The organism is Streptomyces atratus (assembly GCF_040655115.1).
Classification (GTDB): domain Bacteria; phylum Actinomycetota; class Actinomycetes; order Streptomycetales; family Streptomycetaceae; genus Streptomyces; species Streptomyces atratus_D.
This window is the reverse complement of sequence record NZ_JBFAJH010000007.1, coordinates 20,931-45,430: the sequence shown is the minus strand read 5'-3', so window position 1 is coordinate 45,430 and position 24,500 is coordinate 20,931. Positions and strand designations below refer to the sequence as shown.

Here is a 24,500-nt window from a genome sequence, read left to right as displayed (position 1 = left end):
CCTCGCATTCCCACTCCTCGTCTCACTGGGGTCTCGCTGGACGTCTCTCCGGACGTCTCTCCGGACGTCTTATCGGGCTCACTCGTCCCGGAAGCCGATGGTCGGCACCGCGCGCAGCCGCGGCCCGGCGGCCGGCCCCGCGGGCGCCAGCTCGTCCAGGAAGGCGTAGCGCCGGGCCAGTTCCCCCGAGCCGTGCAGCCGGCGCACCGTCTGCCACCAGGCGGCCACCTCCGGCCGGCCCGGCGCCGCCAGCGAGCCGCCGAAGTGCTCCACGGACAGGGCGGCGGTGAGGTTGGCGAAGGCCAGCCGGTCGGCCAGCGGCCATCCGGCGAGCATTCCCGTCATGAAGCCTGCGAGGAAGACGTCGCCCGCGCCCGTCGGGTCCATGGCCCGCACCGGCACCCCGGGTACCTCCGCCGTGCGTGCCGCGTTGAACGTGCTGGGCCGCAGACCTCAGCGCCATGAGTCGTTCAGCCTGAACCTTGATCACCGTCGCCACGCGATACGCCATGCTGCCCAGCAACCGCATAGGCCGGTGCCGGGCAGCCGCTAGGTCATCCGTTCTTTGAGATGCTCAGCGGGAAGGTGGGGGTGCCGACATTGTTCAGCGTGGTGGTGTTCGCCCTCACGTACGTGTCCAGGTACGGCGAGCGGTCACCCTGGGTCGGCGAGTCGAACCGCGGGTCCTGCACCTCGAGGGCGAGCCGCGCGTCGGAGACCGTGACCGTCTCACCCGAGGGAACGCTCCGCCAGCCGTTTGAGGTGATGGTTCCGATCTGGACCCCCAGCTGGTGCCCTTGCTCGAAGGTCCAGTCCGTCGCCTTCAGGGCGAAGGAGGTTGTTCCGCTGCTTTCCAGCAGTGCGACGTTCTCGTTGAACATCGTCGCCTTGCCGTCCGGAGCGACGTCCCACAGCCGTGCCCAAACGTTGCCCTGCCCCCTGGTCTTCAGCGTGATCTCCGGGCTGCCCGTGATCCGCACCTGCTCAGCGGCGGGCGTGGCCCAGGTCCAGTAACTGTTGGCAGGTGCGTCGGCACTGAGCGCACTCGTCTGGTCAGTCGTCAGCGAGCCGGCCTCCGGCGCGTACTCGATGTCCCAGCCCTGAGACTCCGGCGCCGTCATCGACAGGGCGGCCTTCTGCACCTTGCCGCCGTCGTCGACGTACTGCCCGGGCGCCAGCCGCACCTTGTACGAGTCGTTGGTCACCGGCCAGGTCGGCTGGGCGCGCCAGTGACCGAGGCTGTCCTCGAGGGAGAACGCTGGGTCGGTCACCGACGGTTCGATGCCGCGGAGGTACTGGTCGTAGAACCGCATCACCTCGTCGAACCAGCCCGCCCGTCCCATCTTGAGCTGGCCCCTGGCATTGGTCTCGTTACCGCGCACGTGTTCCCACTGGCCGATCCAACCGCGTTGCGGACCCTGATGGTTGGCCAGGTACTTCTGCATCTGCTCGGGCTTGGTGTTGTCCTCGATGAAGCCCGACGTGACGAACAGCGGCGTCTGGGATCCGGCGGCGCGGGAGGCGAAATCGCGGGCACGCCAGAACGGCGACTTCGGGTCGGGGTTCTGGGTGTTGGTGAGGTTGTCACTCTCGCACTCGGGATGGTTCTTCTCGTACCCCGCGTTCGCCAGGTAGTGGTCGCTGTCATCGGCCAGCGGCGCCATCGTCGCGATCGAGTAGTAACCCCGCGGGGTGCTGGTCACGTTGGAACGCGGCACCCCGTTGCTGTACAGGTAGTTGTACCTGTTCCACGTCGGTTCTTGGGAAACGATCGCCCGCAGAGGCTTGAGCTTGAGGGTATTGGCCGCCAGCCCGGTGTTGGCGTCGTAAGACTTGCCGTACATGCCGACCTTGCCGGTCGACCACGGCTGGCTCGCTGCCCACTCGACGGCCGCCTTGATGTCAGCCTGTTCCCCCGGGCCGAGAAAGTCCAGGCACCCGGTACTGCCGCCGAAGCCGCGCAGGTCCACCATCACGAAGGTGTATCCACGCTCCATGAGCCGCGCGCCGTCGATGAAATCCTGAAAGCGCGCCGATGGCCCGACCCGGTCCCACCCCGCGGGAGAACTCTCCCCCGCGTGGGAGAAGTACGGGCCCACCGACAGGATCACCGGCGTCTTCGCATCCGCCGGCAGGTCTGCCGGGCGCAGCACGTCGGCGTGCAACTCGACCCCGCTGCCGTCCGAGGAAGGGAAGTAGTGCTCCGTCCAGAGCGAGCCCTCCGGGACGCGGTCGTTCTCCTCGTGCGTGACGGGGTCGGTCGCGGTGGCCACCACCTCCGAGCGGACCTGCGCTGCGGTGGCGGACCCGGATGTCGCGCCGGGCGCTGCGGCGGCGGATCCGGCGAGCGTGCCGGTCAACGCGAAGGTGGTGATGACGGCTGAGGCGGCCCAGGCGGCCGCGCAACGTCTTCTCACTTGCTCCTCCTGGAGTTGTCGGTACGGGGCGGTGCAGGTGGCGCTGTCGGGCAGCGACCCCGGACCCGCCGTCGATGGGTCGACGAGGGGCGGCCGCGCGCAGACGGACGGAATCCGGATTCCGGGTGCGCGCCGGAGCCGACGGCGAGGCAGCCTATGATCACCATTGGCACGCGTCAACAGAGCGGTATGAGCGACGTGTTGCTGGTGTGGCCGCAGATGTCCCGACCGGGGCTGATCACGGCGACTCACGGGAGCGCGTAGAGTGACGGAGCCCGGGCGCGCCCGAGGGCAGGGTCGTCGCATGTGATCGGTGTCCGACCGGCGTTCGGCCGTCCGGCGCGCCCTCCCCCACAGCACGGCCGACGCTTGCCCGACACGGCACTCGTAGCAACCGACGCGGGAGCGGCTTGTGCCGCCGGGAGTAAACCGCCCGCAGTGAGGCTCGTGATGATGGCCGCCCTGATCGAGCCCGCCGGGGCCCAGATCGTCACCGAATACTTCGACATCGGCCACAGCCGCTCCCTGCCGTGGCAGCGCCGCCCCCGCGCCAACGCACTCCTACAGGCACTCCGCGACCCGAACCGCGGATTCGACGACATCGACGACGTCACCCTCGGCCACACAACCCGCATGACCCACAACCCTGCCGAGCGAGCGACGACTTGCCCACTATCAAGCAGCCCCCGAAGCCGGAGCCGACCCCACCGTCGTCGGATCAACGAGGCGCAGAGAGACAAGGAGGCGGCGCGGAATACAACTGGTTACCTCAAGGGAACTGCTCGGAGAAGCTGCTGGCCGCCTGGCGGGTGCGGGTGATCAAGATGTCCCGCAAGCCCTCACCGGCGGTGGACGCTGACGGCATAGCCGCCGCCGTCGTAGGGGTCGGCGTCCCAGGTGGCGAAGCGGTCAACGAGGGTGAGGCCGGCTGCGGCGCAGCAGTCGTCGTACTGTGACAGCGTGATGCTGGGCGGCACGGGCAGGTGGGCGTCGTCCAGGCCGAAGCCGGCGACCATCAGACCGCCCGGACGCAGGGCCGCGGCCAGGCACTTGACCACCGTGGCCTCGGTGCCGGCAGCGAGCAACGGGAAAACGTTGCCTGCAGCGACCACGAGATCGAAGTCCGCTGCGATGCCGAGCAGGTCCGGCTCGAACCCGGCCAGATCGAGCTGGAACCAGGGCAGTCCCGGAGCCTGCTTCTGCGCCTCTGCCAGCATCGACGCATCAAGATCCACCCCGACGCAGTCGTACCCGAGCTCCGCAAGCCGGATCATGACCCGTCCGGTACCGCACCCGGCGTCCAGCACCCGCGCTCCGGCAGGCACGAGAGCTGCGCAGAACCGCGCCTCAGCGTGCACATCCTTCCCGCTACGGGCCAGGGCCGCGAACCGTGCTGCGTAGTCCTCCCCGGACGTCTCTCCGGTCAACTCCCTCCATCGGCTCATGAGGCCAACTATAGGTCGACCGTGTGCCACTCGAAGAAGCGACCGAGCTCGCGGCGCTGAAGGCCGTCGCGGAGAAGGGCGGGGAGATCAGCAGCCGTCGGCGCGGCGACGTCATAGGTGCCGAGCTTGCGCGCCTCGAGGTTGTAGGCGCCGGCGAACTGGCTGTAGTCCAGCGGGCCCTCGGTGACACCGGTGAGCTCGTCGCCCACGTTCGCCATCGGGAACGGGTCCGTGGTGTTGATCGCCTGGACCTGGAGACGAGCCGGGTTCGGGTCGTCGTACGACGGGTAGCAGACGCCGCCGCGCTTGGTCTTGTTGTGGCCGGGGTCGGCCGTGACCCAGCTCGTGGTAGACGTCCGTGGCACCCCAGCGGGACTCCAGTACCTGGGTCGGCTTCCTGCGCTCTCATGAACCAGGAACCCGACCTCAAACACGGCCTGGGGCTGGCCGGTCCGCCCCTCGGCACGTTGACAGACATCTGCCGACATGCTGCTATGAGGCGCTGCTCAGCCGGACCTGTGCCTTGTCGCATGCCGCTCGGGCACCACATCGACGGCCACTTGACCGGGGACGGTGCCCCCGAACCCGGAGCGAGGACCCATGCCGCAGCGCGCCGCGACCATAGTCGGCGGTGGGATCGGCGGCCTTGCGGCGGCCATCGCCCTGCACCGCCGGGGCTGGCACGTCGAGGTGCTGGAACGGGCCCCGGAGTTCACTGAGATCGGCGCCGGCATCTCCCTGTGGCCGAACGCGCTGCGTGCGCTCGAGGTGCTCGGCCTGGCCGGCGCCGTCCGGGCACTCGGCGCCGTCGAGACCACGGGCGGCGTACGCGACCGCCGGGGCCGCTGGCTGTCCCGTACGGACAACGCGGAGGTGGCTCGCCGCTTCGGTCATCCCCTGGTGGTTCTGCACCGCGCGGACCTGTTGCGAGTGCTCACCGAGGCGCTGCCCGCCGGTAGTCTGCGGTCGGGCAGCGAGGTGTCCGCGGTGCGCGACGACGACCACTGCGTGGTCGTCGATGACCGGAGTGGCCAGTCCCGGTCCGACCTCGTGGTCGGCGCCGACGGGCTGCGCAGCACGGTCCGCCGTGCGCTGTGGCCCGACGTGGCCGGCCCCCGGTACGCCGGTTACACCGCCTGGCGCATGGTCACCGAGCCTTTCGCCGAGCCGCCCTCCGAGGGCGCGGCAACCTGGGGCCGCGGGGCGAGATTCGGCTACACGGCGCTGCCGGGCGGGCGGATGTACTGCTTCGCGACCGCGTCGCTGCCGGAGGGAGCGGTCTCCGGCTCGTCCGAGCACGCCGAAATGCTGCGCCTGTTCGGGTCCTGGCCGGATCCCATCCCCGCCCTGCTGGCCGCCGTCCCCGCGGACGCGGTGCTGCGACACGACCTGTACGATTTGCCGCCGCTGCCCTCCTTCATCCGAGGCCGGGTCGCGCTGCTGGGCGACGCGGCCCATGCCATGACCCCCAATCTGGGCCAGGGCGCCTGCCAGGCACTGGAGGACGCGGTCACCCTCGCCCACTGTCTCGACGGCACCCCGGACCTGGCCGCCGCGCTCCGCTCGTACGACTTGCTGCGTCGCCCGCGAACCCAGGCCATCACGCGCCGCTCCGCCCGGCTCGGCGCAGTCGGCCAGCTGTCGTGGCCGCCCGCGGTGCTGCTGCGTGACACGGCCGCCCGACTGACGCCGACACGGGCGACGCTGCGTTCCATGACGCCGGTGCTCGGCTGGACCGCGCCCGGTGACCGGGTGAGCGCGACGGAGAGCGAGAACCTCTGATGCCGGACTGGACGTATCACCCGCTGCGAGGCTTGGCCGCTGCCGTCCTCGGCCGCCGCCGTTCACAGCGAACCGCACTGCGGCTGCTGGCCTCGATCGGCTCCCGTCCCGCCGGCGCTCGGCTGATCGCCCGGGGGTTCGGCCACCGCCATCCGCCGAAGCGGCTCGCCGGCGAGATCGCCGGTGTGCCCGTGACCGTCCGCCTCGGCCTGTCCGTCCCGCCCTCGCTCGCCCGCGAAGCGGTACGCGCCATGCCACCGCTCGGGGCTGGTCTCGTCGAGGTGGCGCCCGTCTCGGCAGCCGACGCGGAGACCGTACGCGACGCCGCTGCCGGCCGCTCGATACCGCTGGTCGTCCGCGCCTGCGACCCGGAGACCGAGGCCGCCCTCAAGCCCCATGTCGACGGGTTCACAAGCGGCGACGACCCGCACGTGGTCCACGTGTCCGACCCGTCGGTCACCGCCGCGGCCGCCGCGCTCGAGGAGCCGGACGCCGTTGTGCTCGCCCGGCCCGGGGTGCTCGTCGAGGCCGGACCCGGTTGGTTCGCACGGGTCACCGAGGCAGCCACGCCCACAGCGCCCGCTCCGGTGCTACAAGACGTCGGCCGCGATCCCCGCCGCTGGCCCGCCTGGTGGTGGGGGCTGCTCGTCGGGCTCGGTATGACGGGCGCCGGACTGGGAGCCGCGGCGATCACGCTCGGTCCGGTGCTGCTCTGGTACGACCGCGACTACCTCGGCATGACGCTGCACGAACTGCATGGCGCCAACCATCACCTCGTGCACTTCCTCCAGCACGACCGGATCACCATGGCCGGCACGATGGTGGCGATCGGCGCCCTCTACACCGGTCTCGCCGTGGGCGGGATCAGACGCGGCTGGCCCTGGGCCCGCGAGGTGTATCTGCTCTCCGGGGCGATCGGCTTCCCCACCTTGTTCTACTTCCTGGCCACCGGCTTCGTGGAACCCCTGCACACGGCCACCGCCATCGTGCTCTTCCCGATGTTCGTGGCCGCGGTCCGCCGGCCCCCGCACGCGCCGCGGTGGCGCCTGGCGCCCGAGGGGCCGGAGCCGGAGCGCCGACGGGCGCTGGTCGGCCAGTTGCTGCTGATCGTCACGGGAGCGGGGCTGTTCGTCGGCGGAGCGGTGATCTCGGTGGTCGGTCTGACCGGTGTCTTCGTGCCGACCGACCTGGCCTTCCTGGGCACCGACACGCAGACACTGGAAGCTGTGAATCCCCGTCTTGTGCCGTTCGTCGCGCACGATCGCGCGGGGTTCGGCGGCGCCCTGATGGCCGCGGCGGTGGCGATCATTCTGCTCAGCGCGTGGGGCTGGCGGCGAGGTGAGACCTGGGTGTTCTGGACCCTCACCGCGGCGGCGGCCGCCGGCTTCCTGCCAGCTGTCGTGGTGCACGGCGCGATCCACTACACGGACCTCATCCACCTTGCGCCGGTCTACTTCGGCATCGCCGTGACCGGCACCGGTCTGCTGCTCGCACGCCCGTACCTCTGCGCCAAGGCGCCGACAAGGCCGAAGGACTGACGGACCACCTTGGACCACGCGGCCGGCGACGCCCTCATGACGGCGGCACCCGGCTCTGTTGGGGATCCTTGCGTGCCGGCTGTCGTCCGCCAGGAGGACCCGCGGAGCCCTTACGCCCAGGCTCAAGCACGCCAGGCGATCAAGGACTGCGAGCGACGACTTGCCCGCTACCAAGCAGCCCTCGAAGCCGGAGCCGACCCCACCGTCGTCACCCAATGGATCAACGAGGCGCAGAGACAAGGAGGCGGCGCGGAAGAGACTCGACGCGCTCCCCGCCGTCACTCGGAAGAAGGATTCCCCACTCGACGCCCAGCAGATCCAAGAGATCACTGAGAGGCTCGGAAACATCGCCCGGACTGCCGCCAACGGCACCAGCTGGGTGCGGTACGGCAGGTCGGCGGCATGGACGATGCACTGCGAGAACAGGAATTCGCCGACCCATGCGAAGGCGTCCTTCATCCTCGCCGTCCAGCCCGATCAGGTCGTACGTGCCGAGGAGATCGCGGAGGTGCTGTGGCCGGGGCAGGCCCCGCCCAGCCACGCGAGTCTGGTCCACACCTACGTCGCCCGGTTGCGGCGGACGGTCGGGCCCGCGTCCGGTCACCGCCGCATCGCAACGGTACGGGGCGGCTACCGCCTGGTCAGCGACGGCGTGCACCTCGACCTCCGCCGCTTCGACGAGGACGTCGAACGGGCCTGCCGCGCGGCGGACTCCGACCTGTGGGGCGCCTTCGAGCTGTACGGGCGCGCGCTGGACGGGCGGCGGGGGCAGCTCTTGCAGGACGTGCCCCAACTGCAACAGCATCCCGCGGTCGTCCGGACCGCGCAGTGGCACATCGATGTCGCCATCGAGTTCGCCGATCTCGCGCTGCGGCTCGACCGCCCGGGCGCGGCCGTGGACAGGCTGACGGCCTTCGCATACCAGGAGCCGCTGCACGAGGCGCTCCAGGCGCGCATGATGCCGGCCCTGGCCGGGGTGGGCCGCCGGGCCGCCGCGCTGCGTCTCTTCGACGAACTGCGGGCCTCGCTGCGGTCGGAACTCGGCGTCTGCCCGAGCGAGGACGTCCGGCGTGCCCGCGACACGATCCTGGCGTGGGAGCGCGGCAGAGCGGCCGCTCCACGGACGCGGGTCCGCTCTACGGGATCCACGCGCTACGAGGACGAGCCCCGGGGCCGTACGGCTCCGCGCACCTCCTCGACCGCCGTCCGGCAGCCGCCGCGCCCTGTCACCTTCTCCGCTCAATTCCCGCTCGTGGCACCGCCGTTCATCGGACGCACAGCCGAACTGAAGCTGCTCGACGACCTGTTGGAGAGCAGACGTGCCAGGGAGGGCTCGGTGGGCATGGTGAACCTGCACGGTGCGCACGAGGTCGGCAAGTCGGCACTCGCGGTGCGCTGGGCCCACCGCAGGCGGGAGGAGTTTCCGGACGGCCAGCTCTTCGCCGACCCGCGGGGCAGCACCGCGCACCCGGTCGGCCCGGGAGAGGTGCTCGCGAACTTCCTGCGCTCCCTCGGCATGACCGACGGATGGCTGCCCGAAGCCCAGGAAGAGCGCTCCGCCCTGCTGCGCAGCCTGGTGGCCGGCCGCCGCTTCCTCCTGGTGCTCGATGATGCCGCCACCGCCGCACAGGTCCGTCCGCTGCTTCCGGGCACCCCGGGCAATCTGGTCCTGGTCACCAGCCGGGATCCGCTCCTCGACCTGGTGACCCGGGCCGGGGCGGTTCCGCTCGCGCTCGACGTGCTGCCGGCCCCGGACGCGTACGAGCTCATCAGGACGTGTCTGGGCCGGGAGCGCACCGATGCGGAGCCCGGGGCCGCCTCCGCGCTCGCGGCGGTGTGCCGGCATTCCCCACTGGCCCTGCGCACGGCTGCGGCCAGGCTCGCGGCGGCGCCCCACCTCTCCCTCCGGGTGCTCGTCACGGAACTCGCCCGCGGCACGCGCAAGCTCCCCGACCGGGCGTCGCCCTGACGGTGCCCCGGAAGCGATGCCCCCGCCCGCCGTTCCGCGAGGCTCCGGTCAACCGGCGGGCGTCACCACGTCCACCAGTTCAGCGAGAGCTCCGCGTCGCCCGCACGTCCGTCCGCACCGTCGAGGGAGCGCATGATGGCCCGCATCCGCTCGTTGTCCGCCCGCATGTCCGCGTGCAGGCCGGCGAATCCCAGGGCCGCGGCCTGCTCGACCACGATGCGGGTCAGGGCGCTTCCCAGGCCGCGCCCCTGCCAGGCGTCCTCTATCAGCACGCTGATGTCGCCGACGTCGCGGTCCTCCGGCGTCACCATGAGGTGTGCGAGCGCGACGATGTGCTCCCCGTCGCGCACGGCGACGGATCTGCCGTACGCCGGATCGGCCAGGCGCCGGAACATGGCACCGGACAGCCGCACCAGCGGCATGAAGTAGCGCCGCTCCAGCGTGGCCGGCGTGCACCGCCGGTGCAGTGCGTCGACGGCCGCCCGGTCGGACGGCACCAGGGGGCTCATCCCGAGGACCGTGCCGTCGGCCAGCGCCATCGTCCCCGTGTCAGCGGACATCGCCCGCGCCCTGCCCCTGCTCGGTGCGCACCCGTGGCGCGTGCGGACGCCGCCTGCCCCGGTACAGGTTCCCGACCAGCGCCCGGCCCACGTGGCCGCCGATCCACACGGCGTGCCTGGCCTCCGCCACGACCCGCTCCCGCATCGCGTCCGCCTCGGGCAGCGTCGCTGCGGCGCCGGACGGCGCGAGGACGCCGTGGGTGCGCAGGACGTCCCTGGCGAACTCGGCGATGTAGCGGTGGCCCCGGCGGTTGGGGTGGAGCCGGTCGATGCTGAGCATGCCGGACCTGTCCAGGGCCTCGGCCTTGCGGGCATCGATCACCCAGGCGCCGTGGTGCACGGAGACGCGCTCGACGACGGCATTGGCGGCGTCGATGCGCCGCCGCAGTTCGGCGCGCGTGGCCCGGCGCAACGGAATCCCCGCGGTGAAGTCGTGCAGGGTCATAGTGACCACCCCGACGGTCGCCGCCCCTGCCAGTGCGGCCACGAGAGCGCCGTACTCCTCCTCGAACCGTGCGGCGTCGAAACCGCCGGAGAGGACGTCGTTCACACCGATGGCACACAGGGCCACGGCCGGACTGAGGGCGACGGCCCGGTCCAGCTGGCGGCGGCGCACCTGCGCGACGGTGGCACCGCTGCGCGCGAGGTTCGCGCTGAGCCTCAGCTCGTCGGCCTCCGATGTCAGGTAGTGGACCCAGCCCCTCAGCCCGTGGCGTCCCGGGTCTCCGACACCTTCGGTGACGCTGTCACCGAGCGCCACGACGTCCCACTTATTCATGGTCATGACTATGAATGTAGATGACTATGTGAGGCCCGGATAGGGTGCCACCATGACTCTCCGGCACGCGGTCCTGGCGGCTCTGATTCACGGCGAGGCCAGTGGCTACGAGCTCGCCAAGCGCTTCGACGGCGGGGTCGCGAACTTCTGGCAGACCAAGCCGCAGCAGCTGTACGTGGAACTCGCCCGCCTGCACCAGGAGGGCCTGGTGGGCGCCACCGAGGTCGCCCAGCAGTCCCGGCCGACGAAGCGGGTCTACGCCCTGACCATGCTCGGCACGGCGGCCCTGACGGAATTCGCCGCCGACTCGATGAGGCCGACCACGCTGCGCGACGACCTGACGGTCGCGGTGCAGTGCGCGGACGTCGTGGAGCCCGCCGTGCTCGTCCGGCACCTGAACCGGCGGGCCGACGAGGCGCGGACCAAGCTCGACCGGCTGCGGCGCACCGAGAAGGAGATCCTGGCCGGCCGGACGGAAGCGGAGTTCGTCCGCGTGACCGGGCACCTCGGTCCGTACCTCACCTGCCGCCGGGGAATCCAGCACGAGGCCGATACGGCACGGTGGTGCGAATGGGCCGTGGAACTCCTGCGCGCACGGGGTGCGCACGGTGCCGGCGCCGGCCGACCCGGTCCGGGCGACTGACCTGAGAAGGCTTCCGCATACCGCTCGGTGGGCTTGATCAGTCGAACTGGGTTCTGGATCGGGTGCTCGTGGCGATGCTGGGGCATGAAGGAGGGGCCCCTCGGTAGCACGGAAAGCGGCTCTCTACGCCGATTTCGGCATCCAACTCGTCTACAACGCAAAAACGCGGGCTGTGACCGTAGAGTCACAACCCGCGCCCACTATGTGCGTAATCGCGTGTCCGAGGGGGGACTTGAACCCCCACGCCCGATAAAGGGCACTAGCACCTCAAGCTAGCGCGTCTGCCATTCCGCCACCCGGACCAGGTGGTCGACCCCGGTTTCCCGCGGCGACATGGAAAACAATACCAGGGGTTCAGGGTGGCTCTCACCTGCGTTTCCGGTGGTCAGTGCGGTGCGGTGGACGTCCTCGGCACGATCCGGCGACCTTCCCCCCCTGCCGCGCGTACGGTCCGTCACGGCACGCGTACGCACGATGCCGGCCGGTCGTCACGGCATCTGGCGATGGTCCGGGAAGTTGCCCGGCAGCCGCTCCCCCGCCGGGCCGTCCGTCATCGCGCGTATCAGCAGGATCGAAGCCGCCGAATCGAATCACAGAACCGGGAGACCGTACGAACGTTGCTCGACTCCGATCTCCGGGCTGGTGGGTTCCGGTACGGGCAGCATGGTGGTGGGGGCATGGGACCACAAGGGCGCGTTGATCATCGCCGGTCGGGGAGAACGACCGGCGGGTTCCCGACCGGCCCCGGCGTCGGCCGCGCAGTTCGGGGTGCCGGTCAGGCACCGTACGCTCCGGGTGAGGGCCGTGGAGAGCACGGTGCCTGACGCGTCACCGGGCGGGCGTTTGCGCCGTTCCCGGGCGTCAGGGAGATCGCGGCACGGCGCGGACGCCCCCTCCGCTGCCGCCGATGGTTCTACTTGCGCAGCGCCGCCAAGTTGTCGTAACCGATCCGCGCATGGTTCAGGGACTGCGCGGGGACGGTCGAGCTCGGTGCGTTGTCCTGCTCGACCATCGGGTTGTGGTAGTTCTTCGCCCCGACGCGGCGGAAGAACGTCCGGTAGTCGATGGCCCCGGTACCGAAGGGGACCATGTCGTAGCCGTTGCCGCTGTTGGTGTTGACGACGCCGTCCTTGGCGTGGAACAGCGGGTAGCGCTTGGTGTTGCCGCGGACCAGCGCCGCCGGGTCGAAGATGTTCTCCTGCTGCGACCCGTCGTGCGCGGTGTAGGTGTGGAACTTGTACTGAGCGACGTGCGCCCAGAAGATGTCCATCTCCAGCCATACGGACTTCGGGTCGGTGACCTGAAGGAAGTACTCGAGCTTGCGGATGCCGGAGCTGCGCGTGGGGCGGCCCTGTGCGTCCAGCGGACCGCCGTCGAGCAGGAAGCCGTAGGCCGCGTCGTGGTTGTGGGTGTACAGCTTGATGCCCGCACCCTGAGCGATCTGTCCGAGCGTGTTCCACTTGTCGGCGGCCACGTCCCAGTCGGCACGGTAGGCACTGCCGGTGGGGTCGCCACCGGTGCCCATGTGTTCCATGCCGAGGATGTTCGCTATCTCGAGGTGAAGCTTGAACCGGTCCAGGTCGCTCTGGTTCAGCGGCCAGGACGACGGGATGAAGCCGTGGTTGCCCTGGGCGCGCAGACCGTACTCGTCCAGCCACGAGCGCAGCAGCTTCGCGCCTTCCACCGATTCGAGGTTGCTTCCACCGGGTGCGTTGGCGTGCTGGCCGTACCCGGCGAACTCGACCTGCTGGTAGCCGTAGCGTGCCAGCTCCCCGAAGACCTCACGGAAGCCCGAGGGAAGGTCGGTGGTGAGCGGATCCCGGCCCGTGGCGTCGCGCACGGTGTACAGGATGATTCCTCGTCTGTCCGCCGGGACCAGAGCCAGGCCGACGCCCTGCCCCTGGTCGGGGGCGGGCTCGGCGAGGGCCGGCGACGCGCCGAAGGCGGGCGCGGCGATCGCCGCTGCCGCAGCGGCCGTGCAGGTGCTCAGGAAGCGGCGGCGGCTGACGCCGAGGCTGCGGCGCAGGGCGCCGTCCGTTCCGGATTCGTCGTTGTACACGGTCACGGTCTCTCTCTTTCTCGAAGATGCTCGAAACGCTGTGCGCGGGCCGGTCATGCGAGGCCGGCAAGCGTGAGGAGCAAGGACTTCACCTCGGTGGCCCGGACGGGGCCGGTGAACGCGTGGGGGGTGGAGCACAGGATGAGCGGACCCTCTTCGTCGCTCATGGGGAGGCGGCCGTGGCTGCCGCGAATGGGTGAGGGGTCCAGCGGCACGACCGCCATGCGGTAGCGCATGCCGAGCTTCTTGCGGGCCACGGCGGTGGCCGCCTTGACCCGGACGTACGGGTCCTGGGGGTCCAGGAAGAGTTCGACCGGGTCGTATCCGGGTTTGCGATGGATCTCGACGAGCTGCGCGAAGTCGGGGGCGCGCGCGTCGTCGAGCCAGTAGTAGTACGTGAACCAGGCATCCGGGTCGGCGACGGCGACGAGCTCCCCGGAGCGCGGGTGGTCGAGGCCGTGGGCCTTCTTGCCCTCGTCGTCGAGGAGCTGTTCGATGCCCTGGACGTCCTGGAGCGCTTCACGGGTCGCATCGAGATCCTCGGGACGGCGTACGTAGATGTGGGCGAGCTGGTGGTCGGCGACGGCGAAGGCACGGGAGGCCATCGGGTCCAGGTACTCCATGCCGTCCTGGGTGTGGACCTCCAGCAGGCCGGCGCGGCGCAGTGCCCGGTTGATGTCGACCGGGCGGTCGACGCGGGTGATGCCGTACTCGGACAGCGCGACGACGGTGCGCCCCTCGCGGCGGGCGTCGTCGAGCAGCGGGGCCACGGCCCGGTCGAGTTCGGCCGCCGCCCGGTACGCGCGGGGGTCGTCGGGTCCGTAGCGCTGCAGGTCGTAGTCGAGGTGCGGCAGGTAGCACAGGGCCAGGTCGGGGTGGCGGGTGTCCAGGATGTGCCGGGTCGCGTCGATGATCCATTTCGAGGAGACGAGGTCGGCGCCGGGTCCCCAGAAGTGGAAGAGGGGGAAGGTGCCGAGCTTCTCGGTGAGTTCGTCGTGGAGGGCGGGCGGCCGGGTGTAGCAGTCGGGTTCCTTGCGGCCGTCGGCGTAGTAGACGGGGCGTGGGGTCACCGTGATGTCGGTGTCGGCGCCCATCGCGTACCACCAGCAGATGTTGGCGACGGTGTAACCGGGGTGGGCGCGGCGGGCGGCGTCCCAGAGTTTGTCCCCGGCGACGAGGCCGTTGTGCTGGCGCCAGAGGAGGACGTCGCCGAGCTCGCGGAAGTACCAGCCGTTGGCGACGATGCCGTGTTCGGCGGGGGTGGTGCCGGTGAGGAAGGTGGACTGGGCGGCGCAGGTGACGGCGGGCAGCACGGTGCCGAGGGGGGCGTGGGTGCCGGACTGTGCCAACGCCTTGAGGTGCGGCATGTGGTCGAGAAGCCGTGGAGTGAGGCCGACGACATCGAGGACGAGGAGGGGGGTGGGCGTGGTGGCCTGCTCGGCTGCGGTCACGGGAGCTCCTTGAGGCCGAGGTCGACCAGGAGGTCGCGGGCGAGGGTGAGTTCGGCGGCGATGCCGTCGGCGAGCTGGGGCCGGCTGCGGGGGCGCAGCGCGGCGGGGAGCGCCTGCCAGGTGTACGTCTCGACCTCCAGGTGACGGGTCAGCGGCCGGGCTCCGCCGACCAGCCGGGTCAGCGTGGACTGGAGCACCGGGAGGGTTGAGGTGAGCGGTGGGGCGGGGGGTGCGTGCAGCGGGACGTGGAAGTGGGCGCGCCACGGGGTGCCGTCGGGCAGTGCCTGGCCGGTGACCGCCTCGTCGAGGTCGTCGGTGCCGCGCAGTCCGTGCGTGGTGCGGGTGCGGGTCTGGTGGAGGAAGCGGGGTTCAGCGAAGGCCGCGAGCGCGGTGCGTACCTCGGGGAGGTGCGGGTGTTCGGCGTGGAGCGCGGCGGAGAGCTGGGACTTGGCGACCTGAATGCCGGCTGCGGCGAGGGTGTCGAGGGCGGTGTCCGGATCCTCGAAGGAGGTGGCCAGATGGCAGGTGTCGATGCAGATGCCGATGCGGTCGTGTCCGACGGCGGTGAGCGGTGCGATGGCGTCGGCGGTGGTCTCGACGGTGCAGCCCGGTTCGGGCTCGAGACCGATCCGGATGGACTTGCCGGTCAGCTCGGCGAGGGCGTCGAGTCGTTCGGCGAGGGTGGCGAGCGCGGTGAGCGCGGTGCGGGCGGCTTCCGGGTCGCCGGTGTAGGGGGTACGCCAGGCGATCGGGAGGGTGGAGATGGTGCCTTCGGTGACGTCGTCGGGGAGCAGGGTGGCGAGAAGCCGGGCGAGATCGGTGGTGTGGGCGAGGCGTTCGGGATCTGTCCAGTCCGGCTTGTACACCCGGTACTTGACCTCTTCGGCGCCGAACCCTTCGTACGGGAAGCCGTTCAGGGTGACGACTTCGAGGCCGCGGCGGTCGAGTTCGGCACGCAGGGAGCGCAACTGGGCGGGGTCGTTGATCAGGGTGTTCGCGGCGTCCCTGGCGAGCCAGAGGCCGATGCCGAGGCGGTCGCGGCCGAGGCGTCTGCGGACGGGTTCGCAGTGTTCGCGCAGCTGGGCGCGGACCCCGTCCAGGGTCTCGGCGGGGTGGACGTTGGTGCAGTAGGCGAGGTGGACGGTGGAGCCGTCGGGGTGGCGGAAGCGCATCGGGTCACTCCCCGCCGCGGAGGATGGAGTTCCCCTCGTGGAGTGGATCGGGGGTGGCGAGGTCGAGTTGGAGGCGGCCGCTCTGGCCGTAGAAGGCGACGGGGTTGCGCCAGAGCACCTGGTCGACGTCGTCGTCGCTGAACCCGGCGGCGAGCATGGCGTCGCCGACCTTCCGGGTCTTGAGGGGGTCGCTCCTGCCCCAGTCGGCGGCCGAGTTGACCAGGATCCTCTCGGTGCCGTGGGTCCTGAGGATCGCGATCATGCGGTCCTCGTCCATCTTGGTGTCGGGGTAGATGGAGAAACCGGCCCAGCAGCCGCTGTCCGCGGCGTCCTTCACGGTCGTCTCGTTGAGGTGATCGAGCAGGACCCGCTCCGGGGGGAGGTGGGATTCGCGGATCACGTCGATGGTGCGGCGCAGACCGGCGAGCTTGTCGCGGTGCGGGGTGTGGACGAGGGCGGGCAGCCCGTGGTCGGCGGCGAGCTGCAACTGGGCGGCGAGGGCGGTGTCCTCGGCGGGGGTCATGGAGTCGTAGCCGATCTCGCCGACGGCGACGACGGAGTCCTTGACGAGGTAGCGGGGCAGGGCGTCCAGGACGGGGGTGCAGCGGGGGTCGTTCGCCTCTTTGGGGTTGAGGGCGAGTGTGCAGTGGTGGGCGATGCCGTACTGGGCGGCGCGGAAGGGTTCCCAGCCGAGCAGGGCGTCGAAGTAGTCGAAGAAGCTGGCGGGCGAGGTGCGGGGCTGGCCGAGCCAGAAGGAGGGTTCGACGAGAGCGCGGACACCTGCGTCGTACATCGCCTGGTAGTCGTCCGTGGTGCGGGAGGTCATGTGGATGTGGGGGTCGAAGATGCGCATCAGGAATCCTCCGTGGGGGCGGGGGTCGTGAGGGTGAGGACGCGGCGCAGGTCGCCGGGGACGGTGCGACCGGCGGCAGTGCGCTCGGCTGCGAAGTCGCCCAGCATGCGGGCGAGTTCGACGTCGCCGCGGGCGCGGCGGGCCAGTCCGTCGACGGCCTCGACGGGGACTCCGGTGAAGAGGCACTTGAGGATGGCGTGGCGCCAGTTGTGCGTGTCGAGATGGGCGGCGGCGTAAGGACCGACGGCGGCGGCGACCAGCCGGGTGTCGTTGGTGCGCAGGGCGTCCTCGACGAGGTGGAGGGCGGTGGGGCCGAGGTCCAGCCGGTGGAGAGTGAGGAGGACGGCGCGCCGCTCGGCGGCGGTGCCCTGATCGTAGAGCCTGGTCACAGCGGGGAGGGCGGCGCCGGCTTCGAGGAGCAGCAGGGCGCGTACGGAGTCGGCGTACTCCAGTCCGCAGTGCCGGCCCGCGGCGGCGAACCGCAGCTCCCACGGGGGTACGGCGTACGGGCCGCCGGGTGCGGTGTCCTCGTCGGCGGCGGCGTGCGCGGCCTCGGCGAGCGCCTCGTCGAGCCAGGCGCGTGCGGCGCCCCCGAGTCGGGCGTCGAGCTGCCCGCGGGTCAGCAGCGGGGGCGTCTGCGGCGACGTCGGCGGGGTCATCGGCATGGCGTTGCTCCCTTCAGGGCGCCCCTCGGGGCTTTCGACGGGATGCGGGAGCGGAGGAAGTCGAGGGAGGTACGGGCGAGTTCGGGACCGGCGTGGGAGTGGCGGGGCAGTTCGACCACGGTGAGGCCGCGGTATCCGGTGTCGCCGAGCGTGTCGAGCGCTTCGAGTACGGGCGGGAAGTCGATCTCGCCGTCGCCGAACGGCAGATGCTCATGGATGCCCCGGCGCATGTCCTCGATCTGGACGTGACGCAGCCAGGGGGCGGCGTCCCGGACGCAGTCCGCGGGTGAGGACGGCTCCAGGCACTGGCAGTGGCCGATGTCGAGGGTGAGTCCGAGCGGTTCGGGGTCGCCGCTGAGGATGCGCAGGTGGTGGAAGTCGGAGAGATCGGCGAGGAGATGCCCGGGTTCGGGCTCGATGGCGAGCGGGACGCCGGTGCGGTCGGCGGCCACGAGTACCGGGGCCAGGGCTTCGGTCAGCCGCTGCCAGGCCGTATCGGGCGTGGTGTGGCGAGGGGTGATGCCGCTGAAGCAGTGCACGGCGTGGGCGCCCAGGTCGGCGGCGACTTCGACGGCCCGGACCAGGAGCCGGGTGCGGGCGGCGCGGGCCTCCGGGTCCGGGTCGAGGAGGGACGGGCCGTGTTTGCGGCGCGGGTCGAGGACATAGCGGGCACCGGTCTCGACGGTGACACCCAGCCCGAGCTGTTCGAGTCTGTGCGCCACGTGGCGGGTGCGGGCGGCGAGGTCCGGGGCGAGGGGGTCGAGGTGCATGTGGTCGAGGGTGAGGCCGACGCCGTCGTACCCGAGGCCCGCGAGGAGCGCGAGGGCGTCGTCGAGGCGGAGGTCGGTGAGCCCGTTGGTGCCGTAGCCGAGGCGGATGGTCATGTGGGGCTCACCTTCCGGGCGAGTGTGCGGGCGAGAGGGACGAGCCCCATGACGGCGAGCCCGGTGCCGGCCGCTCCGGCGCGGACGGCGAGCGCGGCCTGGAGCGGGATCATCGCCCGGATGCCGCTGCCCACGGCGCGCTGGGTCAGCGGCGGGGACGGGTTGAGGGCGGCGTGGAGGAGCGGCTCGGCGGCGGTTTGGAGGTAGGCGCCGGTGAGTGCGGTGAGCAGGAGGCGGGGCGGGGTGCCGGTGGGGGTGGCCGCGGGAGCGGGTGCTCCGGGGGCGGGGCGGTGGCCGTTTCCCGACGCGCCGCTTCCCGGGACCGGGGGTACGTCCCCGTGCCCCCGCTGCTCGCGCGCCGCCGTGACGGCAAGCGCGATGACCGCGGCGAGCGCGGAGACGGGCGCGACGGTGGATCCGCCCTGCGCCTCGTGGCGCGAGACGGCGGTGACGGCGTAGGTGTGCGCCCCGAGCAGGGCGGCGGCGGGGAGTGCGGCGCGCAGCGGGAGGGCTGCCTGCCGGGACCGCTCCCCTTGGCGCGGCCGCGTATCACCGGCCGCTTTCACCATGGCGCGGCCACCCCTGCCGACGAGCCGGGCGATCGGCCCGCGGCGCCACTTCCCCGCGGGTGCCCGGACGAGGCCTGTCGCCGGGCCGGGCGCGGTGACCGTGCGCGTGCCGGAATGCCGCGGCTTCGCGCCCGCACCCCATGTCGCGGTGGCGCCCAGCAGCAGGTCCAGGGCGCGTGCCGTGGCCATCGCGGCCGGGCCCGCCTGGGTGTGTTTCAGGCGGAGGTCGTAGGCCCAGACCGTTGCGGCCAGGCCGGTGGCCACCGTCAGTGCCGGACGGCCGGCGCGGGCGGCGAGGGTCAGGCCCGCGGCCGTCAGCGCGCCTGCTGCCGTGAGGGCCGCGCCCGGGGTGATCCGGCCCGAAGGGATCGGTCGGTGCGGGCGGTCGACGGCGTCCTCGTCACGGTCGGACCAGTCGTTGAGGGCCATGCCCGCCTCGTACAGGCAGAGGGAGGCGCCGACGGCCAGCGCGGTGCCGCGGTCGGGGCGCCGTCCGATGGCGGCCGCCCCGGCGAGTGCGTCCCCGGGGACGGTGAACAGCGCCGAGATCCGCAGCAGCTCCGCCCAGGCGCGTACCGTGGCCGTCACTTCTCCCCCCGCAGCCGCTCGGCGAAGGCCAGCAGCGCCATGTACTGCTCGGACAGTGCGGCGGGGCCGCCGTCCGGGTCCTTGAAGTAGAAGCCGAGTTCGGGCCGCGGTCCGGTCAGGCCCACTCCCTGGGCGCGGGCGAGCAGCCGCGCCAGGTCGAGGACCAGCGGGGCGGCCAGCGCCGAGTCGCAGCCCTGCCAGGTCGTCTGGAGGATCATGCGTGCGCCGAGGAATCCGTCGAACGCGATGTGGTCCCAGGCCGTCTTCCAGTCGCCGAGCGCGGGCACGTCGTCGATGTGCACCTCCCCCTCGGGCGCGGCGCCGAGCGTGTCGGCGAGGACGCGCTCCTTGCCCGCGTTCTTGGCCGCTGCCGCGCCGGGGTCGGCCAGCGCTGCTCCGTCCCCGCCGCCCAGCAGGTTCGTGCCGGACCAGGCCCGTACGGGCAGGGCGCGTTGCACGAACATCGGGGCGAGTACGGAGCGGAGCAGCGTCTGGCCCGTCTTGCCGTCGCGGCCTGCGTGAGGAAGTCCGCAGGCCGCGACGGCGTCCTGGAGCGCGGGAGCGCGCAGTCCGGTCGACGGGGTGAAGTTGATGTAGGGGCAGCCGGCCCGGAGCGCGGCCGCGGCGTAGAGCGAGCTGGCGGGCAGCCGGTTCTCGCCGGGTTCCGGGACGGGCTCCGTCGACGCGACGTTGACGACGACCGTGCGGGTCAGGTCGCCCCGGCGGCCGAAGTCGGTGAGGTCCGCGGCGAACGCGGCGATGAGTTCCTCGTCGGTGCGGGTGTCACCGGGCAGCGGGCCACCCGGGCGTATCTCGGCGTCGGCTGCCGCGAGTTCGGTCCGTACGGCGGAGGGCAGCCCGTGCGGGAGCACTCCCCCGGCGGCCAGCGCCTCCGCCCGCTTGGGGAGCGGACAGCCGACGGTGTCGTGTCCGCCGAAGACCAGGGAGGTCAGCGCCGGCAGCCCGCTGTCGGCGAACGGCGCGGTCTCGGTGACCATGCCTGCCGCCGGGTGGAGCCCCGCCGCGACGGCCGCGCAGCCCGCCATGGCGGTGGTGGCGACGGAGCCGCGTGCTCCGATGAACCAGACTCCGGTACGAACGGCATGTGCTGACACGGGCTGCCTCCCTGACTGGGGATCCTGGCTGGGCAGTGCAAAAAGAGCGGCACTGATCGAATCGAGGCGGACACGGGTGGGGGTGACGGCGGGCGAGGTAGGGCCTTTGCCCCGCCCGCCGTCGGACTGCGGCTGTACCTACCCGGTGGGCAGCTCCTTCAACTCGATGTTGCGGAAGGACACCTGGTCGTCGGCTCCGTGGTTCTGGAGGCCGATGTAGCCGGTCTTCAGGCTGCGGACGGGATCGGTGTTGGTGAAGTCGTTGATCTTGACTCCGTTGAGGAAGACCTGGAGCCGTTCGCCCTGGACCTTGATCTCGTAGCTGTTCCACTGGCCGGGCGGCCGCAGGACCTCGTCACGGGCCTTGATGTTCGCCGCCTTGAAGGTGTAGATGGAGCCCGTGGTGCGGTCGGGGGCGTCGGTGGCGTCGATCTGGACCTCGTAGCCGTTGTTCACCGCGGACCAGGGGTCGTCGGACTCCGGGAATCCGACGAAGACACCGGAGTTGTCGTCGCCCGCCAGCTTCCAGTCGAGCTTCAGCGAGTACGACCCCAGCTCCTTGGCCTGGTAGGTGAGCAGGCCCATACCGCCCTCGGTACGGAGTTCACCGTCGACGACGTTGAACTTCCCCGGGCCCGCCTGCTTCCAGCCTTCGAGCGTCTTGCCGTTGAAGATCGACCGGTAGCCGGTGTCCGGCTTGCAGTCGGCATTCACCTGTCCGGCCGCGTAGCGGACGCCACCGAGGAGCAGCTGGCGGAAGGCGGGTTCGGCGTACGACGCCTTGGTGTGGCCGAGGCCGGTGTAGAAGGAGCGGCCGCCCTGGTAGGCCTGGCACCAGGTGATCGGGTGATCGCCCTTCATCGTGCCGCCGGTGTAGGTTGTCTCGTCGAGCGTGGCGAGGACCTTCACCTTGTCGCGCGGGTTGGTGCGGTAGTTGTACAGCTCGTCGGTCCGGTTCCAGGCGTCGTCGAGGTGGGCGGTCGCCGGGTGCTTGTGGTCCTCGACGCGGACGGTGACGGGCTGGATCGCGGGATGTCCGGCGAAGTACGCGCCGACGAGTCCGCCGTAGAACGACCAGTCGTACTCGGTGTCCGCGGCGGCGTGCACGCCCATGTAGCCGCCACCGGTGGCGATGTAGTTCTCGAACGCCTTCTGCTGGTCGGCGTTGAGGACGTCACCGGTCGTGGAGAGGAAGACGACGGCGTCGTAGCGGGCCAGGTTGCTGGTCGTGAACTGGCCTGCTGCCTCGGTCGCGTCGACGGTGATGTTGCTGGTCGCGCCGAGTTCCTTGAGCGCGGCGATGCCCTCGGGGATCGCGTCGTGGCGGAAGCCGGCCGTCTTCGAGAAGACCAGGACCCGCTTGGCGGTCCGGTCGGGGGCGCTGTTGGAGAGCTCGAAGTCGTCGACGTCGTAGAGCGCCCCGTCGCCGCCCTTGAAGACCAGGAAGAGTTCGGTGGCCTTCGCCGGGACGCCGCGCAGCGGTACGTCGATGTCCTGGAAGTTCTCCCAGCCACCGGTCACCGGCACCGGTGCGGAGCCGAGGATCTTGCCGGTCGCGGAGCCGGACCGTACTTCGAGGAAGCCGCCTGCGCCGCCGGACGAGATCCGGGCGGTGAGCTTGGTGGAGTCACCGAGGATGTACGGCTTGAAGGCGATCCAGTCGCCGTTGTCGATGTCGCCGACCGTCTTGCCGCCGTGCGCGGCCGCCTTGTCGTACGTCCGGATGCCGGACGACGCGGTGAAGTGCTCGGCCTGGCGGTGGCGGGGCTGAAGCTGCGACTGGTCGTGGCCGGAGAGCGCGGCCTGGCCGCCGCCCCCGCCGTCGGTGTACGAGGCGTCGATGACTCCGAAGATGTTGGCGTTCGGGTCGTGTCCGCCGTCGATCTGGGTGCTGATGGTGCCGGTGCAGCCGTTGGCCGTCGTGATCGGGTGGCCGTGGCTGTCATGGCCGAGCACGAAGCGGACCTCGACCTTGGAGCAGTCGATCGTGCCGTCCTCGGGGTCGGTGACGGTCACCTTGAACGGGATCTTGTCCCCGAAGCTGAACAGCTGCCCGTCACCCGGGAGTTCCAGCTTCACCGTGGGTGCCGTGTTGCCGACGGTCACATGGACGCTCGCCAATCCGGTGCGTCCGGTGGGGTCCTTGGCGGTGACGGTCGCGGTGTAGGTGCCGTTCTTCCGGTACGTGTACGTGGGATTCGCGGCGGTCGACGTGCCGCCGTCGCCGAAGTCCCAGGCGTACGTGAGTGCGTCGCCGTCGGAGTCCGTGGTGCCGGCCGAGGAGAACTGCACCTTCAGCGGTGTGGTGCCGGACGTCTTGTCGGAGGCGGCTTCGGCTACGGGCGAGTGGCCGCCGGTGGCGTTCTCGATGCGATAGAGCGCGGAGTGCTCGTCGCCGCCGAACCAGGAGATGCCGTAGTCCAGGACGTACAGCGCCCCGTCCGGGCCGAAGGCCATGTCCATCACCTGGGTCCCGGACCACGGGATGTTGTTGATGGACTGGACGGTGCCGTCGCCGTCCTGCTCGATGCGCTTGATCCAGCGTCGGCCGAACTCACCGGCGAAGAAGTCACCGTCGTACGACTCGGGAAACTTCACAGGCGAGTCGAGGTTCGGGTCGTAGTGGTAGACGGGGCCGCCCATCGGCGACTCGGATCCGGTGCCGAACTCGGGCACGGAACCGCCGTCGTACGGGATCCAGGCAGGCTGCGCCGGGGGCAGGTCGACCAGGCCGGTGTTGTGCGGCGAGGTGTTCTTCGGTGCGGCGCAGTCGAAGGTCGCGCCGGACGTCTTCGTCGCGAAGTCGTAGTCGACGAAGGGGTCGTTCTTCCCGGTGCAGAACGGCCAGCCGAAGTTGCCCGCCTCGGTCACCCGGGCGAACTCGACCTGTCCGCCCGGTCCGCGCTTCGGGTCGGCCGCGCCCGCGTCGGGACCGTAGTCACCGACGTACGCGATGCCGGTGGCCTTGTCGACGCTGAAGCGGAACGGGTTGCGGAAGCCCATCGCGTAGATCTCGGGCCGGGTCTTGTCCGTGCCCGGGGCGAAGAGGTTGCCCTCGGGGATGGTGTACGAGCCGTCGTCGGCGACCTTGATCCGGAGGAGCTTGCCGCGCAGGTCGTTGGTGTTGCCCGAGGTGCGCCGGGCGTCGAACGCCGGGTTGCGGTCCGGGCGTTCGTCGATGGGCGTGTAGCCGTCGGAGGCGAACGGGTTGGAGTCGTCGCCGGTCGACAGATACAGGTTGCCCTGCGCGTCGAAGTCGATGTCGCCGCCGACGTGGCAGCAGATGCCGCGTGACGCCTTGACGTCGAGAACCTTCTTCTCGCTGCTCAGGTCGAGGGTGCCGTCCTCCTTGAGGACGAAGCGGGAGAGCCGGTTGACGCCGTCGAACTTGGCGAAGTCGGCGGCGGTGCCGTTCTCCGGGGCGTCGCCGGACGGAGTGTCCAGCGGCGGCGCGTAGTAGAGGTAGATCGCCCGGTTCTTGTCGAAGTCCGGGTCGACACCGATGCCCTGGAGGCCTTCTTCGTCGTGCGAGTAGACGGGAATGACGCCGGAGATCCTGGTGTTGCCGGCGCTGTCGGTGATCCGCAGCTCGCCGTTGCGCGAGGTGTGCAGGACGCTGCGGTCGGGGAGCACGGCCAAGGACATGGGTTCGCCGGTCTCGGCGGCGCCCTTGGCGAGGGTGACCTGCTGGAAGTCCTCGGTCGCCGCCGCGTCGGACGCGGCCGGCGAAGTCGGACCCGACGCGGCCGCACCGGGCGGGGCACCCAGGGCGAGGGTGGCCGCGGTGAGCAGGCCACCGGTGAGCAGGGCAAGGGATGTACGGAATCGGGGCCGGGTTCTGGTTCTGTGCACGAGTGTCCTCCGGAGAGTGCCGGTTGTACGGGCGGGTGCTGCTGTGCCGTTCCGCGCGGGGACTGCCGCGCAGGTCACCGAAAGCCTGGTGGGGATCCGGTGACGCGAGTCATGTCGTGAACACCAAGGGGACGGTAGACGGGTTCGTCCGCGGTGGAAA

The 24,500-nt window shown here is 71.0% G+C and carries 18 protein-coding genes, 1 tRNA gene and 1 pseudogene; 4 read left to right on the top strand and 16 right to left on the bottom strand.

Annotation, left to right across the window (positions count from 1 at the left end):
* Positions 1-78 precede the first annotated feature (78 nt).
* From AB0I23_RS10990 to AB0I23_RS10975, 4 genes and pseudogenes are all read right to left on the bottom strand, one after another.
* Positions 79-420: pseudogene (locus AB0I23_RS10990) on the bottom strand (carbohydrate kinase family protein); the annotation flags it as partial.
* A 134-nt stretch (positions 421-554) separates the two neighbouring features.
* Positions 555-2,417, bottom strand: coding sequence for a CocE/NonD family hydrolase (locus tag AB0I23_RS10985; protein WP_359108908.1), 1,863 nt, complete (start codon positions 2,415-2,417; stop codon positions 555-557).
* An 839-nt stretch (positions 2,418-3,256) separates the two neighbouring features.
* Positions 3,257-3,862 carry a class I SAM-dependent methyltransferase gene (locus tag AB0I23_RS10980; protein ID WP_359108906.1) on the bottom strand — a complete coding sequence of 202 codons (606 nt, stop codon included), beginning with the start codon at positions 3,860-3,862 and terminating at the stop codon, positions 3,257-3,259.
* Positions 3,863-3,870: 8 nt separating this feature from the next.
* Positions 3,871-4,227, bottom strand: coding sequence for a hypothetical protein (locus AB0I23_RS10975; RefSeq protein ID WP_359108905.1), 357 nt, complete (start codon positions 4,225-4,227; stop codon positions 3,871-3,873).
* A 235-nt stretch (positions 4,228-4,462) separates the two neighbouring features.
* Here AB0I23_RS10975 and AB0I23_RS10970 point away from each other — a divergent pair, with 235 nt between their 5' ends.
* The 3 genes from AB0I23_RS10970 to AB0I23_RS10960 all read left to right on the top strand — a co-directional run bounded on the left by AB0I23_RS10970 (position 4,463) and on the right by AB0I23_RS10960 (position 9,151).
* A complete protein-coding gene (locus AB0I23_RS10970; protein ID WP_359108903.1) occupies positions 4,463-5,644 on the top strand; it encodes an FAD-dependent monooxygenase in 1,182 nt (393 codons plus the stop codon).
* 32 nt (positions 5,645-5,676) lie between these two features.
* Positions 5,677-7,182, top strand: coding sequence for a hypothetical protein (locus AB0I23_RS10965; protein WP_359108901.1), 1,506 nt, complete (start codon positions 5,677-5,679; stop codon positions 7,180-7,182).
* 160 nt (positions 7,183-7,342) lie between these two features.
* Positions 7,343-9,151 carry an AfsR/SARP family transcriptional regulator gene (locus tag AB0I23_RS10960; RefSeq protein ID WP_359108899.1) on the top strand — a complete coding sequence of 603 codons (1,809 nt, stop codon included), beginning with the start codon at positions 7,343-7,345 and terminating at the stop codon, positions 9,149-9,151.
* Positions 9,152-9,213: 62 nt separating this feature from the next.
* Here AB0I23_RS10960 and AB0I23_RS10955 read toward each other — a convergent pair whose 3' ends face one another.
* Complete coding sequence (locus AB0I23_RS10955; protein ID WP_359108897.1) at positions 9,214-9,711, bottom strand: GNAT family N-acetyltransferase; 498 nt, start codon at positions 9,709-9,711, stop codon at positions 9,214-9,216.
* A complete protein-coding gene (locus AB0I23_RS10950; RefSeq protein WP_359108896.1) occupies positions 9,701-10,495 on the bottom strand; it encodes a GDSL-type esterase/lipase family protein in 795 nt (264 codons plus the stop codon). The genes AB0I23_RS10955 and AB0I23_RS10950 overlap by 11 nt, the downstream gene beginning before the upstream one ends.
* A gap of 46 nt (positions 10,496-10,541) precedes the next feature.
* Here AB0I23_RS10950 and AB0I23_RS10945 point away from each other — a divergent pair, with 46 nt between their 5' ends.
* Positions 10,542-11,132, top strand: a complete 591-nt coding sequence (locus AB0I23_RS10945) for a PadR family transcriptional regulator (protein ID WP_359108894.1) — start codon at positions 10,542-10,544, stop codon at positions 11,130-11,132.
* A 217-nt stretch (positions 11,133-11,349) separates the two neighbouring features.
* Here the strand turns inward: AB0I23_RS10945 and AB0I23_RS10940 are convergent.
* From AB0I23_RS10940 to AB0I23_RS10895, 10 genes are all read right to left on the bottom strand, one after another.
* Positions 11,350-11,434: transfer RNA gene (locus AB0I23_RS10940), tRNA-Leu, on the bottom strand.
* Between the two features lie 611 nt (positions 11,435-12,045).
* A complete protein-coding gene (locus tag AB0I23_RS10935) occupies positions 12,046-13,197 on the bottom strand; it encodes a sugar phosphate isomerase/epimerase family protein (protein WP_359108892.1) in 1,152 nt (383 codons plus the stop codon).
* 47 nt (positions 13,198-13,244) lie between these two features.
* Positions 13,245-14,642 carry a nucleotide pyrophosphatase/phosphodiesterase family protein gene (locus AB0I23_RS10930; protein WP_359108890.1) on the bottom strand — a complete coding sequence of 466 codons (1,398 nt, stop codon included), beginning with the start codon at positions 14,640-14,642 and terminating at the stop codon, positions 13,245-13,247.
* Positions 14,639-15,814: a metabolite traffic protein EboE gene (gene eboE / locus AB0I23_RS10925; protein WP_359108888.1), complete on the bottom strand. Its 1,176-nt coding sequence runs from the start codon at positions 15,812-15,814 to the stop codon at positions 14,639-14,641. The genes AB0I23_RS10930 and eboE overlap by 4 nt, the downstream gene beginning before the upstream one ends.
* A gap of 4 nt (positions 15,815-15,818) precedes the next feature.
* Positions 15,819-16,667: a TatD family hydrolase gene (locus AB0I23_RS10920; RefSeq protein WP_359108886.1), complete on the bottom strand. Its 849-nt coding sequence runs from the start codon at positions 16,665-16,667 to the stop codon at positions 15,819-15,821.
* Positions 16,667-17,332, bottom strand: a complete 666-nt coding sequence (locus AB0I23_RS10915) for an EboA domain-containing protein (RefSeq protein ID WP_436846919.1) — start codon at positions 17,330-17,332, stop codon at positions 16,667-16,669. Before AB0I23_RS10915 ends, AB0I23_RS10920 begins: the two co-directional genes overlap by 1 nt.
* Positions 17,323-18,216, bottom strand: a complete 894-nt coding sequence (locus tag AB0I23_RS10910; protein ID WP_359108885.1) for a sugar phosphate isomerase/epimerase family protein — start codon at positions 18,214-18,216, stop codon at positions 17,323-17,325. Before AB0I23_RS10910 ends, AB0I23_RS10915 begins: the two co-directional genes overlap by 10 nt.
* Complete coding sequence (locus AB0I23_RS10905; RefSeq protein ID WP_359108883.1) at positions 18,213-19,373, bottom strand: SCO3242 family prenyltransferase; 1,161 nt, start codon at positions 19,371-19,373, stop codon at positions 18,213-18,215. Before AB0I23_RS10905 ends, AB0I23_RS10910 begins: the two co-directional genes overlap by 4 nt.
* Positions 19,370-20,488 (bottom strand): inositol-3-phosphate synthase, encoded by a 1,119-nt coding sequence (locus tag AB0I23_RS10900; protein WP_359108881.1) that lies wholly within the window; start codon positions 20,486-20,488, stop codon positions 19,370-19,372. The genes AB0I23_RS10905 and AB0I23_RS10900 overlap by 4 nt, the downstream gene beginning before the upstream one ends.
* Positions 20,489-20,626: 138 nt before the next feature.
* Positions 20,627-24,340: a ThuA domain-containing protein gene (locus AB0I23_RS10895; protein WP_359108879.1), complete on the bottom strand. Its 3,714-nt coding sequence runs from the start codon at positions 24,338-24,340 to the stop codon at positions 20,627-20,629.
* Positions 24,341-24,500 lie beyond the last annotated feature (160 nt).

What these genes read in the sequence shown, in the direction of transcription:
- AB0I23_RS10980 (WP_359108906.1), bottom strand. Translation starts at nt 3,862, where the DNA reads ATGAGCCGATGGAGGGAGTTGACCGGAGAGACGTCCGGGGAGGACTAC.
- AB0I23_RS10970 (WP_359108903.1), top strand. Translation starts at nt 4,463, where the DNA reads ATGCCGCAGCGCGCCGCGACCATAGTCGGCGGTGGGATCGGCGGCCTT.
- AB0I23_RS10955 (WP_359108897.1), bottom strand. Translation starts at nt 9,711, where the DNA reads ATGTCCGCTGACACGGGGACGATGGCGCTGGCCGACGGCACGGTCCTC.
- AB0I23_RS10950 (WP_359108896.1), bottom strand. Translation starts at nt 10,495, where the DNA reads ATGACCATGAATAAGTGGGACGTCGTGGCGCTCGGTGACAGCGTCACC.
- AB0I23_RS10945 (WP_359108894.1), top strand. Translation starts at nt 10,542, where the DNA reads ATGACTCTCCGGCACGCGGTCCTGGCGGCTCTGATTCACGGCGAGGCC.
- eboE (WP_359108888.1), bottom strand. Translation starts at nt 15,814, where the DNA reads ATGCGCTTCCGCCACCCCGACGGCTCCACCGTCCACCTCGCCTACTGC.
- AB0I23_RS10920 (WP_359108886.1), bottom strand. Translation starts at nt 16,667, where the DNA reads ATGCGCATCTTCGACCCCCACATCCACATGACCTCCCGCACCACGGAC.
- AB0I23_RS10915 (WP_436846919.1), bottom strand. Translation starts at nt 17,332, where the DNA reads ATGCCGATGACCCCGCCGACGTCGCCGCAGACGCCCCCGCTGCTGACC.
- AB0I23_RS10910 (WP_359108885.1), bottom strand. Translation starts at nt 18,216, where the DNA reads ATGACCATCCGCCTCGGCTACGGCACCAACGGGCTCACCGACCTCCGC.